Source organism: Cupriavidus sp. GA3-3 (genome assembly GCF_000389805.1).
Taxonomy (GTDB): domain Bacteria; phylum Pseudomonadota; class Gammaproteobacteria; order Burkholderiales; family Burkholderiaceae; genus Cupriavidus; species Cupriavidus necator_D.
In genome coordinates this window covers 156975-173605 of the sequence record NZ_KB944461.1, presented here as the reverse complement: position 1 = coordinate 173605, position 16631 = coordinate 156975, and the positions used below count along the sequence as shown (strand labels likewise).

The 16631-nt window shown below is 67.4% G+C and carries 13 protein-coding genes; 6 read left to right on the top strand and 7 right to left on the bottom strand.

Annotated elements, in window-relative coordinates:
- Window positions 1-54: 54 nt before the first annotated feature.
- From C265_RS03500 to purN, 4 genes are all read right to left on the bottom strand, one after another.
- Window positions 55-1245 carry an acyl-CoA desaturase gene (locus tag C265_RS03500; protein WP_010814984.1) on the bottom strand — a complete coding sequence of 397 codons (1191 nt, stop codon included), beginning with the start codon at window positions 1243-1245 and terminating at the stop codon, window positions 55-57.
- Between the two features lie 385 nt (window positions 1246-1630).
- A complete protein-coding gene (locus tag C265_RS03495) occupies window positions 1631-3037 on the bottom strand; it encodes a mechanosensitive ion channel family protein (protein ID WP_010814985.1) in 1407 nt (468 codons plus the stop codon).
- A 65-nt stretch (window positions 3038-3102) separates the two neighbouring features.
- Window positions 3103-4503 carry an RsmB/NOP family class I SAM-dependent RNA methyltransferase gene (locus tag C265_RS03490; protein ID WP_010814986.1) on the bottom strand — a complete coding sequence of 467 codons (1401 nt, stop codon included), beginning with the start codon at window positions 4501-4503 and terminating at the stop codon, window positions 3103-3105.
- Window positions 4500-5168, bottom strand: a complete 669-nt coding sequence (gene purN / locus C265_RS03485) for a phosphoribosylglycinamide formyltransferase (protein WP_037023529.1) — start codon at window positions 5166-5168, stop codon at window positions 4500-4502. The genes C265_RS03490 and purN overlap by 4 nt, the downstream gene beginning before the upstream one ends.
- A 257-nt stretch (window positions 5169-5425) precedes the next feature.
- Here purN and C265_RS03480 point away from each other — a divergent pair, with 257 nt between their 5' ends.
- The gene (locus tag C265_RS03480) at window positions 5426-6085 is read left to right on the top strand and encodes a response regulator transcription factor (protein WP_010814988.1); all 660 of its coding nucleotides are present in this window, start codon (window positions 5426-5428) and stop codon (window positions 6083-6085) included.
- 14 nt (window positions 6086-6099) lie between these two features.
- Here C265_RS03480 and C265_RS03475 read toward each other — a convergent pair whose 3' ends face one another.
- Complete coding sequence (locus C265_RS03475; RefSeq protein WP_010814989.1) at window positions 6100-7914, bottom strand: hybrid sensor histidine kinase/response regulator; 1815 nt, start codon at window positions 7912-7914, stop codon at window positions 6100-6102.
- Window positions 7915-8141: 227 nt separating this feature from the next.
- Here C265_RS03475 and C265_RS03470 point away from each other — a divergent pair, with 227 nt between their 5' ends.
- The 5 genes from C265_RS03470 to dut all read left to right on the top strand — a co-directional run bounded on the left by C265_RS03470 (window position 8142) and on the right by dut (window position 14649).
- Window positions 8142-9137, top strand: coding sequence for a bifunctional riboflavin kinase/FAD synthetase (locus C265_RS03470; RefSeq protein ID WP_010814990.1), 996 nt, complete (start codon window positions 8142-8144; stop codon window positions 9135-9137).
- Window positions 9138-9261: 124 nt separating this feature from the next.
- Complete coding sequence (gene ileS, locus C265_RS03465; protein ID WP_010814991.1) at window positions 9262-12156, top strand: isoleucine--tRNA ligase; 2895 nt, start codon at window positions 9262-9264, stop codon at window positions 12154-12156.
- Window positions 12156-12683 (top strand): signal peptidase II, encoded by a 528-nt coding sequence (gene lspA / locus C265_RS03460; protein ID WP_010814992.1) that lies wholly within the window; start codon window positions 12156-12158, stop codon window positions 12681-12683. The genes ileS and lspA overlap by 1 nt, the downstream gene beginning before the upstream one ends.
- A gap of 191 nt (window positions 12684-12874) precedes the next feature.
- Window positions 12875-14077: a bifunctional phosphopantothenoylcysteine decarboxylase/phosphopantothenate--cysteine ligase CoaBC gene (gene coaBC / locus C265_RS03455; protein WP_010814993.1), complete on the top strand. Its 1203-nt coding sequence runs from the start codon at window positions 12875-12877 to the stop codon at window positions 14075-14077.
- Window positions 14078-14148: 71 nt separating this feature from the next.
- Window positions 14149-14649: a dUTP diphosphatase gene (gene dut / locus C265_RS03450; RefSeq protein ID WP_010814994.1), complete on the top strand. Its 501-nt coding sequence runs from the start codon at window positions 14149-14151 to the stop codon at window positions 14647-14649.
- A gap of 54 nt (window positions 14650-14703) precedes the next feature.
- On the opposite strand, the gene C265_RS03445 is transcribed toward dut, so the two are convergent.
- Window positions 14704-15552, bottom strand: a complete 849-nt coding sequence (locus C265_RS03445; protein WP_037023630.1) for a VOC family protein — start codon at window positions 15550-15552, stop codon at window positions 14704-14706.
- Between the two features lie 42 nt (window positions 15553-15594).
- Entirely contained in the window at window positions 15595-16602 is a 1008-nt protein-coding gene (locus tag C265_RS03440) for a tripartite tricarboxylate transporter substrate binding protein (RefSeq protein ID WP_010814996.1), read from the bottom strand.
- Window positions 16603-16631 lie beyond the last annotated feature (29 nt).

Genomic DNA, 16631 nt, shown 5'->3' with positions numbered 1-16631 from the left:
AAAGCCCCGCCATGGGCGGGGCTTTGTCAAACCATACGGCGCGGCCGGATTGTATCAGGCGTAGCGGCGCAGGCGCAGCGAGAAATCTTGCAGCGCCTGGATGCCGCTGGCCTCGGCACGATGGCACCAGGCCTGCAGCTGCTGCAGCAGCTGCTCGCGCGTCAGGTTGGAACGGCCCCAGATGGCGGCCAGTTCACGGCGCATTTCGACGAAGGTCTGCAGCGCCTTGTTCTGTTCAACGATGCTTGCCAGCTGTTCGCGCTGCGGCGCGGCCAGCTTGGTTTCCTCGCGGTGGAACCACTTGCTGGCGGGCTTGAAGCTGCGGTACTCGGCCACGCGGCCTTCCTTGAGCTTTTCCAGTTCCTGGCGGAACGCGCCCTTGACGGCCTTGGCATAGCGCGCCATCACGTCATAGCGGTTGGCGATGATCGCTTCCAGCGTGTTGTGGTCAACCGGGCGGGCTTCCACCAGGCGTGCCTTGGGCGGAGTCTTCTTGACCTTGGCCAGGCCGACTGCCTGCATCGCGCGGATATAGCCCCAGCCCACATCGAACTCATACCACTTGATCGAGAACTTGGCCGAGGTCGGGTACGTGTGGTGGTTGTTGTGCAGCTCTTCGCCACCAATGATCAGGCCCCACGGCGACACGTTGGTCGAGGCGTCCTCGCAATCGTAGTTGCGATAGCCCCACCAGTGGCCCAGGCCATTGATGATGCCGGCGGCATGGATCGGGATCCACAGCATCTGCACGGCCCAAACGGTCATGCCGATCACGCCGAACAGCGCAAGGTCGATGATCAGCATCAGGCCGACACCCTGCCAGCCGAAGCGCGAGTACACGTTGCGCTCGATCCAGTCATTGGGGCAGCCATGGCCAAACTTGGCGATGGTTTCCTTGTTCTTGGATTCGGCACGATACAGCTCCGCTCCCTCCAGCAGCACCTTGCGGATGCCGCGGGTCTGCGGGCTGTGCGGATCTTCTTCGGTTTCGCACTTGGCGTGGTGCTTGCGGTGGATGGCGGTCCACTCGCGCGTGACCATGCCCGTGGTCAGCCAGAGCCAGAAGCGGAAAAAATGCTGGGCGATCGGGTGCAGATCCAGCGACCGGTGCGCCATGCAGCGGTGCAGGAAAATGGTGACACTGGCAATCGTGATATGCGTCATCACGAGCGTGTAGATGACGATCTCCCACCAGGTCCAGTTGGCAAGGCCGTTGGCGGCCCAGTCAAGAATAGTGTCGAACAAACTGTTCTCCGTCGGTTAAACAGGGACTTTCCCGTGCAGCCCGGCGGGGCCGGTGCACGCAACGCGCAGAAAAAAGGCTGCGAATCCAAGTGATTGCGATAGCTTTCTGGCGCCTGCCACGGGACCCGAAGTCATACCGGGCTCCCAGGCACACGAGTCTCGCGCCGGCGCCGGGATGGCCTGCGCTGGCGGGACAAGGTACGAGCCGCTGCAATCTGGCGGCTGTCTGATGTGGGAGCGTGCGCTGCAACCTGAAGCTGCAACCCGCGACAACCCGGCATTCTACCGGATCGCGCGACGCGCAAGCATACGCTATTTCCCGGATTTGGACGGAGCGCCACAGTTTTCGTTCCGTGGGTGGCGCATGCTGCGCCCATCTTGCGGTCTATGCGGCACTCGCCGCATTCGCTGCATCCGCTACCGTCTTAGATGGGGGCAGATCGTTGCCGGGCAAGGGTGCCTCGCCCAGCACGCGGAGTTCACGCTGCGGATAGGGGATGGAAATCCCATGCTCGCGCAGCGTGCGCCAGATCGCGCGGTTCATCGCCGACTGCACCCCCAGCTTGCCGTTCTGCGGATCGGCCACGAAGACCGCAACCTCGTACTCGATGCCGCTATCGGCAAACAGCACCAGGAAAGCGGCGGGCTCCGGGTCGGGCAGCACGCGCGGCAGGTCGCGCACGCATGCGGTCAGCAGCGCGATCACCGTTTCCGGATCGGCGTTGTAGTCTGCCTGCACCCGGGTGGCCACGCGCACATTGGTGTTGGAGAACGAATGGTTCTGCACCGGCTGCGCCACCAGCTGCTCGTTCGGCACCAGGGTTTCGCCATCGCCGTTGCGCACCACCGTATAGCGGGTGCGGATCTGCGACACGATGCCGGTGTACTTGTCCACCGTGATCTGGTCGCCCAGCTTGACCGAGCGGTCCAGCAGGATGATGAAGCCGGAGATGTAGTTGCTGGCGATCTTCTGCAAACCCAGCCCCAGGCCCACGCCCAGCGCGCCGCCGAACACCGACAGCACGGTCAGGTCGATCCCCACCAGCGACAGGCTCAGCAGCAGCGACACCAGCAGCAGCAAGGCCTTGGAGATGCGCGTCAGCACCACCTTCAGGTTGCCGTCGAGGTTGGCCGAGCGCATCAGCCGCTCTTCCAGCCAGGAACCGAACCACAGCGCCACCAGCACCGTCAGCAGGATCCAGACCACCGCCATCAGGGTCTCGGCCAGGCTGATCTTCTGCTTGCCGCCGATCGCGAAGCGCACGCCCTGCATCCACGCCACCACGTCCGCCAGCACGCCCAGCACGTACAGTGCCATGCCGGCCCACACCAGCGTGGTCAGCACCTTCTCCACCAGCAGCAGCATGCCATGCAGCTGGCCACTGCCCGACATCACCCGGCGCAGCACGTAGAAGGTGGAATTCAGGAAGGTGATGCCGAACAGCGGCACCAGCGCCAGGCGCAGCACGCTGATCGGGATCAGCGGCTCCAGCGCAAAGCGGGCGATCAGCACCAGCACCCATCCGGCCAGGGGGAACATGGCGCGCTCGAGGCTGGCGGCGGCAAAGCGCACGGAGAAGCTTGAGCCTTGGTAGCGCGCTTCAAGGCGCCGCACCACGAAGCGCGCCAGCGGCCAGGCCACCAGCAGGCAGCCGGCCAGCACCAGCAGCTGCCAGAAGAAGCCCGGCCCGCCTGCGTCGCGGATCAGGTCGTCCAGCATCTTGCCGAACATGGAGTGGGAGGCCTTCAGGTCTTTCAGGCCACCCAGGTCGGACAGGGTCTCACCGTTCATCGAGGAAACTCAGGGTTGGCGCGGCCGCCCGCGCGATCGGCAGGCGGCCCGGCAGGCACCGGCGCTCAGCTGGTGCGTTCCAGCACCGCGGCAAAGAAGCCGTCGGTCTGGTGCAGGTGCGGATACAGGGCAAACATGCCGTTGTCCGGCAGCCCGGTCACTTCGATCTTCTGCTCGGCCAGCACTTCGGCGGCCGGCACCAGGCGGAAGTTGGGGTGCGCAGCCAGGAAGTCGCGCACGATCTGCTCGTTTTCGGCTTCCAGCACGCTGCAGGTCGCGTAGACCACGCGGCCGCCGCCCTTCACCAGCCGCGCGGCCGAATCCAGAATCGCGCTCTGCTTGGCAGTCAGTTCCAGCACCGACTCCGGCGATTGCCGCCATTTCAGGTCGGGGTTGCGGCGCAGCGTGCCCAGGCCGCTGCAGGGCGCGTCGACCAGCACGCGGTCGGCCTTGCCGGCCAGGCGCTTGATCTTGGCGTCGCGCTCGGAGTCGATCAGCACCGGATGGACGTTGGACAGCCCGCTGCGCGCCAGCCGCGGCTTCAGGTTGGCCAGGCGCTTTTCCGATACGTCGAAGGCATAGAGCCGGCCGGTCGAGCGCATCGCCGCGCCCAGCGCCAGGGTCTTGCCGCCCGCGCCGGCACAGAAGTCGACCACCATCTCGCCGCGCCTGGGTGCGACCAGGTTGCACAGCAGCTGGCTGCCCTCGTCCTGCACCTCGACCAGGCCGTTGACGAAAATCGGCAACTGGTTCAGTGCCGGCTTGCCGGCCATGCGGATGCCGGCCGGCGCCATCGGCGTCGGCTCGGCGCCCAGGCCGGCGGCGTGCAGCTCGGCCAGCGCGGCCTCGCGGCTGGTCTTGGCCAGGTTGACGCGCAGGTCCAGCGGCGCCGGGCGCAGCAGCGCGTCGCCCAGGGCTGCGGCGAAGGCCTCGCCGTGGCCGCGCACCAGTTCGTCGTACAGCCACTCGGGCAGGTTGGCGCGCACGCGCGGCGCCAGGCTGGAGCGCTCGATCGTGGTCAGACGGTCCAGCCACTCGGCTTCTTCGGGATGCAGGAACGGCGTCAGCGTGTCGCGGCCCAGGGTCGCGGCCAGGCCCAGCAGCGCCAGCCGGCGCGAGGTCGCGCCCGTGCCGCTTTCGGCAAACTGGGCAAACTCGACGCGCCGGCGCAGCACCGCGTAGATGGCCTCGGCGATGATGCCGCGCTCGCGGTGGCCAAGCTTGCTGTTCTCGCGGAAGTAATAGCTCACCACGGCATCGGCCGGGCGCGCAAACAGCATGACCTTGCCCAGCAGGCGGTCGATATGCTGGATATGGGTGGCATGGAGGCCGCCATGCGAGCGGACCGGGGCACCGTTGGCATTGGGCGACTTGCGGATGGGGCTGCCCTTGCCCTTGCCCTTGCTGCGCGCGGGGGCATGTCCTTCGCTGCGCGGGGATCGGGTTCCTGCCTGGGTGCGACTCATGCCTTGACTCCTCCCGCCGGGGTATCGGCGGAGATGGCCATCAGCAATTGCGATTCGGCCGGGTTGATAACGTTGACTACGCCGTCCTGAAGTTGCAGGCGGTCCTCTACGAACCATTGCACGGCGCGGGGATAGATCACGTGCTCGCATTCGAGCAGGCGCGCGGCCAGGCTCTCGGGCGTGTCCGCCGGCCGCACATCAAGTGCAGCCTGAATCACGATCGGACCATGGTCGAGTTCTGGGGTGACAAAGTGCACGGTGGCGCCATGCAGCTTGACGCCGGCGTCGAGCGCCTGCTTGTGGGTGTTCAGGCCCGGGAAGCATGGCAGCAGCGACGGATGGATATTCAGCAGCCGGCCTGCATAGCGGTCGACGAAGCCGGGCGTGAGTATACGCATGAAACCGGCCAATACCACCAGGTCGGGCGCGTGGGCGTCGATGGCCTCGGCCAAAGCCGCATCAAAAGCGGCACGGTCAGGGTGCTGGCGATGGTCGACCACGCCGGTTTCGATGCCATGCTGCTGCGCGAATTGCAGCCCGGCGGCGTCCGGCCGGTTCGACAGTACTGCCGCCACCCGGGCGGGCCAGCCGCCACCCGCGCAGGCACGGACGATGGCTTCCATATTGGAGCCTCGTCCGGAAATCAAGATGACAATTTTTTTCATCGCGCAATTCTACCAAGGCAAGGCGCTAAACTCTGGTAAAGCCAACGCATTACGTGCTTAATTCACGAGATTCGGACAGGGCGCGATGTCTCTAACATGTGACGGCATGCCCGTATACCCCCGATTGATGGATTGTGACGCTTCGCCCCCTCTGCTAGAGTGGGCGCTACGTCCACGCGCCAACCCTGTGCATGACACAGTGCTCGCCAAGAGCTGGTGACAACAAGGACGAAACGGGAATTTGAACGGGAATTCGCATGTCGAACGCTGCACCGACGTTGTTGGTGGTCGATGATCATCCTATGGCTTTGTCAGGCACTACGGCTTTCCTCGCCGAAGTCATGCCGGATGTGGCAGTCCATGCCGCCGGCAGTGCCCGCGAAGCCCTGACAAGCCTGCAGCAGGGTCTGCGCCCCGATATCGTGCTGCTCGATATCTGGCTGAACGATGGCACCGGCTTCGATGCCATGCAGTCGTTCAAGACCGTCATCCCCGGCGCACGCTTCATCTTCATGTCCGCCGAGGCCACCCCCGAGATCGTCGGCCGCGCCCGCGCGCTGTCGGCCTGCGGCTTCGTCGGCAAGCACCTTGATGCCAATGCCTTCACCGCCGCGGTGCGCAAGGTGCTGGCAGGCGACACCTCCTTCCCCACCGATGAGGCCCTGAACGGCCGCGCGCAGTCGTTCGGGCCCGCCCACGGCATTCCGGTCACGCCGGCCGAGCTCGGCCTGACGCCGCGCCAGGGCGCGGTGCTGGCGCTGGTGCTGGAAGGCCTGCCGAACAAGGTGATCGCGCGCCGCCTGGGGCTGACCGAGAACACCGTCAAGGAGCACGTGTCAGCCATCCTGCAGCGCCTGGGCGTGCGCACGCGCATGCAGGTGATGTCGCGCATGGAGCGGTTCCGCCTGCGCCAGTAACGCAGGCCGGTACCCTACGCCGGCCGCAGCCAGCGGCGCAGCAGCAGCCGCAGCGAAGCCGGGTCCACCGGCTTGGGCAGCACGAAATATCCCGCCTCTTCTGCCGCCGCCAGCGCGGCGGATTTCAGGTCGCCGGTCAGCAGCGCGCTGCGCGCCTGCGGCTGCGTGTTCTGCCAGCGCTCGAGCAAATCCAGTCCGTTCTCGCTGCCGGGCAGGCGCAGGTCGCAGAAGATGATGTCCGGGCGCAGGCCCTTGGCAAACAGCTTGTCGGCCTCGGCGCCGTGCGCGGCGCAGGCCACGCGGATGCCCCAGGCCTCCATCAGCGCGATCCAGGCCTTGCGGATCTGGCTGTCGTCGTCGACCACCAGCACCGTGCCCTGCAGGCGGTCGGGCTTGGCCTCTTCCGCCTGCGCCATCGCGCGCATCTCGCGCACGCTGGCCACGGTCTCGGCCGGCACCGTCGCCAGCGCGAACCAGAACACCGAACCCTTGCCCGGCACCGAGCGCACGCCATAGGTGCCGCGCATCAGGCGCACGCATTCCTTGAAGATGGCCAGCCCCAGGCCCAGGCCCTGCGACGGGTCGCGCTGCGGGTTATGGACCTGGTAATACGGCGAAAAGATGTCGGGCAGGTGCTCGGGTGTCACGCCGGCGCCGGTATCCCAGACTTCCAGCCGCACATGCTTGCGGCGCTGGCGCGCGGTCACCAGCACACCGCCGCGCTGGGTGTAGCGCAGCGCGTTCTGCACCAGGTTGAACAGGGCCCGGCGCAACAGCACCGGCTCGGCCATGGCGTAGAGCTCGTCGGGCACGCGCGGGGTCAGGGTCAGGCCGCTTTCGCGCGCATCGGCGGCAAACTGGCTCATCACGTCGCGAATCAGCGCGCCCAGCTCGCATGGCTCCAGCGTCGGCAACACCTTGCGCCCTTCCAGCTTGGACAGGTCCAGCAGCGAACGGAACAGGAGGTCGATGGTCTGGGTGCCCGCCGCCACCTGCTCCACCAGCGGATGCAGCGCCGACGACTGGTTGCGCGCGCGCAGCGCCTCCACCAGCATCACCAGCGCATGCACCGGCTGGCGCAGGTCGTGGCTGGCGGCAGCCAGGAAGCGCGACTTCTCCTCGCTGGCATGCAGCGCGCGCTCCTTTTCCTCCTGGAACTGCTTGGCCAGGCGGCGGCTGTCGCCCTCGAGCTGGATGGCGCGCACCAGCGTGACCTGCAGGTGCAAGGCATGGCGCGACAGCATCAGACCATAGATCACCAGCAGCACCTGCACATAGACGCCATGGCCGGGGAAGGCGAATTCCGCCATCAGGATATTGGGCACCAGGATCGGCACGCCGGCATAGACCAGGTTCGACGGCACCGGCGCCTGCGACACCGCGCCGCCTGCCAGCACCCCAAGGGTCAGCAGGTACAGCACGCTGGAGAACACGGCCGAGCCCGTATACAAATGCAGCAGCGCCGAACTGCCCCAGGTCACGCCGGTCAGGAAGGCAACCGCGCGCATATTGTTCCACCACTTGCGCGTGTGCGCGGAGCGGCTCATCGAGGCATGGTCGCGCTGGTAGCCGACATAGAACCACAGGCCGCCGACCGTCAGCAGCAGCATCACCGCGCACCAGCCGAGCAAGGCCGCGCGGCTCACGTCGTTCCAGAATCCCAGCGTGGTCAGCGCGGGCAGCAGCACCGAGGCCACGATCGCCGTGGGCGAGTTCTTGTGCACGATGGCCATCAGCTTGGCGCGCGTCTCGACGTCGAGCTGGGCGGTCGCCTGAGGCAGGACTCGGGGCAGGAGCCGGGAAAAGAACCGGTTGGGCAGCGCTTTCAAGTGTGGCTGGCTTGGAATGGGCGGATGTCGGGGGCAGCAGGTGCCAGCGCCGAAGTGAAGCCGAAGTGGGCCATATCATGCCGCCTTTTGCGGCATTGCGCCATGCCGCGAGGGCCGGTTGCGGCACAAAAACAGCAGCGCGGCACCGGCCGCGGGCGGCGGGAGCGGCAAGCGGACCCATTCGCCTTATAATGCTCGCTTTACCTGAAACGTTTCCCGCCGTCCCCGTGAAAGTCTTCCGCGGCCTGCCCAACGCCGAAAGCCGGGCGCCCTGCGCGCTCACCATCGGCAATTTCGACGGTGTGCATCGCGGCCACCAGTCGCTGCTCGCGCGTGCGCGTGCAGCCGCCGACGCACGCGGCCTGCCGCTGTGCGTGATGACCTTCGAGCCGCATCCGCGCGAGTTCTTCACCCCGGACAAGGCCCCCACCCGCATCGCGCTGCTGCGCGACAAGCTGGAAAGCCTGCGCCGCAACGGCGTGGACCGGGTGGTGGTGGAACACTTCAACGCCCACTTTGCCGCCCAGTCGCCGCAGGCGTTCGTTGAGAACGTGCTGTGGCACGGCCTGCACGCGCGTTGGGTGCTGGTCGGCGACGACTTCCGCTTCGGCGCCAGGCGCGCCGGCGACTTTACCTACCTGCAGGAAGCCGGGCGCCGCTACGGCTTCGATGTCGAGCAGATGGGATCGGTGTCCGAAGGCGGCATCCGCATCTCCAGCTCTGCCGTGCGCCAGGCGCTGGCCGACGGCGATCTGGAGCATGCCCGGCGCCTGCTCGGCCACGGCTATGCCATCAGCGGCCACGTGATCCACGGCCGCAAGCTGGGCCGCGACCTGGGCTTCCCGACGCTGAACCTGCGCATCTCGCACAAGCGGCCGGCAGTCAGCGGCATCTTCGTGGTGCAGGTGCACGGCATCGCCGACCAGCCCCTGCCGGGCGTGGCCAGCATCGGCGTGCGCCCCACCATCGAGGACGCCGGCCGGGTGCTGCTGGAAGTCCACCTGTTCGATTTCAAAGAGAACCTGTACGGCAAGCTGGTGCGGGTTGAATTCATGAAGAAGCTGCGCGACGAAGCGCGCTTCGACAACCTGGACGAGCTCACCGCCGCCATCGCCAAGGACAGCGCCGATGCGCGCGCCTTCTTCGGCCTGACCGCCCCGGGCGCGGCCGAAGGCAGCGGCGGGCGCGACTTCGCCACCTCCGCCACCGACCGAATTAGGTAGCGGCCGGCGCCCGCCCGCACGCCAGTGGCGCGGGCCCGGCACGCACGCCGCCGCCCCAGTCTTTCCGCGCACCCGCCGGCCTGCCGCCGCCCGCGCGCCAACCCGAATTGCCCTGAGAATCGAAATGCCTGACGACAAACGCGCCAAGCCCGAGAAAAGCAAATATCCGGTCAACCTGCTCGACACGCCCTTCCCGATGCGTGGCGACCTGCCCAAGCGCGAGCCGCAGTGGGTCAAGCAGTGGCAGGACAAGCAGCTCTACAAGAAGATCCGCGCGGCCCGCAAGGGCGCGAAGAAGTTCGTGCTGCACGACGGCCCGCCGTATGCCAACGGCGACATCCATATCGGCCACGCCGTCAACAAGGTGCTCAAGGACATGATCATCAAGGCGCGCGGCCTGACCGGGCTGGACGCCGTCTACGTGCCGGGCTGGGACTGCCACGGCATGCCGATCGAGATCCAGATCGAGAAGAAATTCGGCAAGGGCCTGCCGGTGCAGGAGGTCCAGGCCAAGGCGCGCGCCTACGCCACCGAGCAGATCAAGCGCCAGATGGTGGATTTCGAACGCCTGGGCGTGCTGGGCGACTGGGACCACCCCTACCTGACCATGAACTACAGCAACGAGGCGGATGAACTGCGCGCACTCGGCAAGATCATGGAGAAGGGCTATGTGTTCCGCGGCCTGAAGCCGGTGAACTGGTGTTTCGACTGCGGCTCGGCGCTGGCCGAGGCCGAGGTCGAATACAAGGACAAGGTCGACCTGTCGATCGACGTGGGCTTCCCGTTCGCGCAAGCCGACAAGCTGGCACACGCCTTCAAGGTGCCCTTCGAGCAGCTCGACGGCAAGCCCGGCTGGATCGTGATCTGGACCACCACGCCATGGACCATCCCGAGCAACCAGGCGCTGAACGTGCACCCGGAAGTGGAATACGCGCTGGTCGAGACCCCGCGCGGCTACCTGATCCTGGCCACCGAGCGCGTCGAGGAGCAGCTCAAGGTCTACGGCCTGGAAGGCAAGGTCGTGGCCACCACCACCGGCGCGGCATTGTCGGAAATCCGCTTCCACCACCCGCTGGCCAGGATGGACGCGGGCTATGACCGCCTGTCGCCGGTCTACCTGGGCGACTATGTCACCACCGACACCGGTTCGGGCATCGTGCACTCGGCGCCGGCCTACGGCGTGGAAGACTTCCAGTCGTGCAAGGCGCACGGCATGGCCGATTCCGACATCATCAGCCCGGTGATGGGCAACGGCGTCTATGCCGGCACGCTGCCGCTCTTTGGCGGGCTGTCGATCTGGGACGCCAACCCGAAGATCGTCGAGGTGCTGCAGGCCTCGGGCAACCTGTTCAATTCGCACAAGTACACCCACAGCTACATGCACTGCTGGCGCCACAAGACGCCGATCATCTACCGTGCCACCTCGCAGTGGTTCGCGGGCATGGACGTGGACCCGGCCGACGAGAACGGCAAGACCGGCCCCACCCTGCGCGAGACCGCGCTGGCCGGCATCGACGCCACCGAGTTCTTCCCGGCCTGGGGCAAGCAGCGCCTGCACAACATGATCGCCAACCGGCCGGACTGGACGCTGTCGCGCCAGCGCCAGTGGGGCGTGCCGATGGCCTTCTTCCTGCACAAGGAAACCGGAGCGCTGCACCCGCGCACGCCGCAGTTGCTGGAAGAAGTGGCCAGGCGCGTCGAGCAGCATGGCATCGAGGCCTGGCAGACGCTGGACCCGGCCGAGCTGCTGGGCGACGAGGCCAGCCAGTACGAGAAGAACCGCGACACGCTGGACGTGTGGTTCGACTCCGGCACCACGCACTGGTCCGTGATCCGCGGCTCGCACCGCGACGACCTGTACGATCCGTCCGCCGATGAAGCCGATGGCCGCCTCGCCGACCTGTACCTGGAAGGCTCGGACCAGCACCGCGGCTGGTTCCACTCGTCGCTGCTGACCGCGTCGATGCTGTACGGCAAGCCGCCCTACAAGGCGCTGCTGACGCACGGCTTCACCGTCGACGGCGAAGGCCGCAAGATGTCCAAGTCGATCGGCAACACCGTGTCGCCGCAGGACATCTCGAACAAGATGGGCGCCGAGATCATCCGCCTGTGGGTAGCCTCGACCGACTACTCCGGCGAGCTGTCGATCTCGGACGAGATCCTCAAGCGCGTGGTGGAAGGCTACCGCCGCATCCGCAACACGCTGCGCTTCCTGCTGTCCAACCTGTCCGACTACGACCACGCCAGGCACGCGCTGCCGGCGTCGGAATGGCTGGAGATCGACCGCTACGCAGTGGCGCTGACCGCGCAGCTGCAAAAGGAAGTGCTGTCGCACTATGAGGCGTATGAATTCCACCCGGTGGTGTCCAAGCTGCAGACCTTCTGCTCCGAGGACCTGGGCGGGTTCTACCTCGATGTGCTGAAGGACCGCCTGTACACCACCGCGCCGGACTCCAAGGCCCGCCGCGCGGCGCAGAACGCGCTGTACCACATCACCCAGGCGATGCTGCACTGGATGGCGCCGTTCCTGTCGTTCACCGCCGAGGAAGCGTGGCAGATCTTCGCCCACGGCACCGAGCACACCGACACCATCTTCACCAGCACCTACTACGCGATACCGGAAGTCGACGATGGCGCCGACGACCTGCTGCAGAAGTGGCACACGCTGCGCGAAGTGCGCGCCGAGGTCACCAAGCAGCTGGAAGCGGTGCGCGTGGAAGGCGAGATCGGCTCGTCGCTGCAGGCCGAGCTGACCATCCAGGCCGGCGGCCCGGTGCTGGACGCGCTGCAGAGCCTGGGCGACGACCTGCGCTTCGTGCTGCTGACCTCATCGGCCAAGGTAACGCACGCGCCCGAGGCCGGCGACCTGCTGGTCACGGTGACCCCGTCGACCCATGCCAAGTGCGAGCGCTGCTGGCACTACCGCGCCGATGTCGGCCACAACCCGGACCATCCGACCCTCTGCGGGCGCTGCGACAGCAACCTGTTCGGCGCCGGTGAACACAGGAGCCATGCCTGATGGCATCGACCACGTCCCGTTCCGCGCGCCCGGCACGCCGCAACAACAAGGCCGCCAGCACCACCCCGCTGCTGTGGATGGCCTTCGCGCTGCTGGTGGTGGTGCTCGACCAGTTCTTCAAGATCGTCATCGTGCGCACCTTCACCTATGGTGAATCGCGCCCGGTGACCGGCTTCTTCAACCTGGTGCTGGTCTACAACAAGGGCGCGGCGTTCAGCTTCCTGGCCGATGCCGGCGGCTGGCAGCGCTGGTTCTTCACCGGGCTGGGCATCGTGGTGGGCGCGTTCATCGTGTGGCTGCTGTATCGCCACACCGGACAGCGGCTGTTCTGCTTTGCGGTGTCGCTGATCCTGGGCGGCGCGGTCGGCAACGTGATCGACCGCGTGGTCTACGGGCACGTGGTCGATTTCCTGGATTTCTATGTGCGCAACTACCACTGGCCGGCCTTCAACGTGGCCGACTGCGCGATCACGGTCGGCGCGGTGCTGCTGATCGTGGACGAGCTGCGCAGGGTGCGGCGCCACTGAGCGCCCTGATTGTGTTCCCCTCTCCCCTCACGGGGAGAGGCTAGGGTGAGGGGCGGTTCAGCAAGGCACCACGCCACCAGAACCGCCCGCCCTCACCCCCGGCCCCACTCCCGCCGTGCGGGAGTGGGGAGCCAACCCTCAGCCGGCTTCCCCGGTATCATTTCCCTTTCTCCCCAGCCAGGTTCCCCACCATGGATTTGCGCGGCAAGCACATCGTTCTCGGCCTGACCGGCGGCATCGCCTGCTACAAGTCGGCCGAACTGGTCCGCCTGCTGACCAAGGCCGGCGCCACCGTGCAGGTGGCCATGACCGAGGCGGCGACGCACTTCATCACGCCGGTGACGATGCAGGCGCTGTCCGGCCGTCCGGTCTTCCTGTCGCAGTGGGATGCCCGCATCGACAACAACATGGCGCACATCGACCTGTCGCGCGAGGCCGATGCCATCGTCATCGCTCCGGCCTCGACCGATTTCATGGCGCGCCTGGCCAACGGGCTGTGCGACGACCTGCTCAGCACCCTGTGCATCGCGCGCGACTGCCCGCTGCTGGTGGCACCGGCGATGAACCGCCAGATGTGGGCCGCCCCCGCCACCCAGCGCAACGCCGCGCAACTGCGCGCCGACGGCGTGATGATCCTGGGCCCCGGCAGCGGCGACCAGGCCTGCGGCGAGGTCGGCGACGGCCGCATGCTGGAGCCCGAAGAACTGCTCGACGACATCATCGCCTTCTTCCAGCCCAAGCCGCTGCAAGGCAAGCGCGTGCTGATCACCGCCGGCCCGACCTTCGAGGCGATCGACCCGGTGCGCGGCATCACCAACCTGTCGTCCGGCAAGATGGGCTTCTCGATCGCGCGCGCGGCGCGCGAGGCCGGCGCCGAGGTGCTGCTGGTGGCCGGCCCCACCGGCCTGCCCACCCCGCGCGGCGTGCTCCGCACCGACGTGCGCAGCGCGCAGCAAATGCATGACGCGGTGATCGCGCAGCTGCACGGCGTGGATGTCTTTGTCGCCGTGGCCGCGGTGGCAGACTGGCGCCCGGCTGAAGTCGCGCAGCAGAAGCTGAAGAAGGCCAACGATACCGACACCCCCACGCTGCAGTTCGTGCAGAACCCCGACATCCTGGCCACGGTCGCGGCGCGAGCCGACGCACCCTACTGCGTCGGCTTTGCCGCCGAGAGCGAGAACCTGGAGCGGTACGGCGAGCAGAAGCGCCAGCGCAAGGGCGTACCGCTGCTGGTCGGCAATATCGGCCACCATACCTTCGGCCTGGACGACAACGAAATCGTGCTGTTCGACGCCGCCGGCATGACGCGGCTACCGCGCGCCGACAAGCTGTCACTGGCACGCCAGCTGGTGGCGGCGATCGGCCAGCGCCTGCCCGGGCGCACACGGCCCTGATGGCGGGCGCGCGTCCGGTATCATGCGCGGCTGCCACCTATTCCGTTGAACCGATTTCCCCCAGGATTCCCATGACCCAGCCACTGAACCCAACCGTCGAAATCAAGGTGCTCGATGCGCGCCTGAATGAATGGGGCCTGCCCGCCTACCAGAGCGAAATGGCCGCCGCCATCGACCTCCATGCCTGCGTCGACGCCCCGGTATCGATCGCGCCGGGCACGCCCGCGCAACTGGTGCCGGCCGGCATCGCCGTGCACATGGGCAACCCGTACATGGCCGCGACCATCGTGCCGCGCTCGGGCCTGGGCCACAAGAAGGGCCTGGTGCTGGGCAATTCGATCGGCGTGATCGATGCCGACTACCAGGGCCAAATCATGGTCAGCGTGTGGAACCGCAACGCGCCCGGCACCGAGCCGATCGTAATCCAGCCGGGCGAGCGCATCGCGCAGATGATGTTCGTGCCGGTGCTGCGGCCGGTGTTTTCGACGGTGGCAGAATTCAGCGAAGACAGCGAACGCGGCGCGGGCGGCTTTGGCTCGACCGGCGTGCACCACACCAAGGCCAGCGCCTGACGCAGCCTCTGGCCGCACAAGACACTGGCGCCCCGCGGGGCGCCAGTTTGCTTTTCAGCCCTGCTGCTCGAACAGCAGCGCCACGCCGCTGGCGGCGTCCGCCAGCACCAGGGTCTCGCGCGGGCCCAGGTCGTGGGTCGGCACACCCTGTTCGCGCCAGCCGGCACGTGCCGCCGCCAGGTCATCGGTGCGCAGGCGGATTGCAGCGTAGCCCGGCCCCTCGCGCCGGACATGCGCGGTGCCGGTGGCCGAAGCCAGCGCCTGCGGCGTGCTGACCACCAGCGTGGCATCGTCCAGCGCCAGGCTGCAGACATGTTCGCTCAGCTGCGTCAGCTCGCCGCCGGTCAGCTCCGCGTAGGCGTGCGCGGCGGCGTCCACCAGCGCGGGCGCCACCACCAGGAACATGGTGGCGATGCTGTGCGCGCCGTTGGCATGGCGGGTCCATTCGGGCCGCCACAGCAGTTCGGGCGTACGGTGCTCGCAGACGAAGTAGCGCGCGCCCGGCGCATCGTCAAGCGCGGTCACGCGGAAGGTGGCCGGGTGCTCGCTGCCGTCATCCAGCCGCACCGGACGCGAGAACTCGATCGGGTCCGAGGTGTGCCAGCCCGCCGCACGCAGCCGTGCCGCGGTGGCAAAGGCATCGGCGCTCTTGCACGACATCGCCGCGCAGCCGCCGCCGTGCGCCTGCGCATCCCAGTAGTACTGGCGGCTTGGGCTGGGCGCGGTCACGTGCAGCAACTCAAGGTAGTCCCGCCGCAGCATGATGCAGTGGTTCTGCGAGCCGAGCGTGTGGTAGCCGCGCGGCGTCAGCGTAAAGCCGAGCCGGCGCCATGCCCGGGCCCCGGCATCGAGGTCTGGGCACACCACCACCGCGTGGTCGAACATTTCCGCTTGCGTTGCCATCGGCATCCTCTCGGTTTCACGGCGCACCCGCGCCGGACATCGTCATTCGAACTGGATATTGGCCTTGCGCGCCACGGCCTGCCATTTGTCATGCTCGCGGCGCACCAGGTTGCCGAGGTCGGCCGGGCTGCCGCCCACGATCTCGAAGCCCTGCGCGGCCAGCGCATCGAGCACGCGCGGCTGGCGCAGCGATTCGACCAGCGCGTCGTGGATGCGCGTGACCGTGGATGCCGGCAGGCCGGCCGGGCCGAACACGCCGATCCAGGAGTAGGCCTCGAAGCCCTTGAGCCCCTGCTCTGCCACCGTCGGCACCTGCGGCAGCTGGCGCAGCCGGCTGGTGCCGGTCACGCCCAGCACCTTGATGGTGCGTGCGGCCACGTGCGCCTGCACGGCGGCGTAGCTGCTGAAGAAAATATCGACCTCGTTGGACAGCACCGCCTGCACGGCCGGGCCGCCGCCCTTGTAGGGCACATGCAGCATGCGTACGCCGGCTTCGGTCGCCAGCGCCTCTGCCGCCAGCTGGTTCAGGCTGCCGATGCCGGACGAGGCATAGCGCACGCCGTCGGGCCTGGCCTTGGCCAGCTCCACCAGCTCGCGCACATTGGCCACGGGCAGCGCGGGATTGGCGGCAATCACCAGCGGAAAGCGCACCAGCTGCGAGATTGGCGAGAAATCGCGGAAGGTGTCGTAGGGCAGCTGCTTGTAGGCGAAAGGGTTGATGGCGTGGGTGTCGAAGGCCATCAACAGGGTGGTGCCGTCCGGCTTCGCGCGCGCCACGGTGCTCGATGCGATCAGGCCGCCGGCACCCGGCTTGTTGTCGACCACCGCGGCCTGCCCCAGCGTCGCCTTCAGCCCAGGCTGCAGCTGCCGGGCCACGATGTCGACGCTCCCGCCAGGCGGGAACGGCAGCACCAGCGCGATCGGGCGGTTGCCCGCCAGCGGTTCGGCGCCGGCGGCTGCAGCGACGTGGAGCATCGGGACGGGCATGGCACCCAGCGGCAGGATCTTGAGCAGCAGGCGGCGGCGCCGCGTGCGTTCGGCAGAGGACATCAGGGTTTTCAGGCTGGATTCCTGGCCGG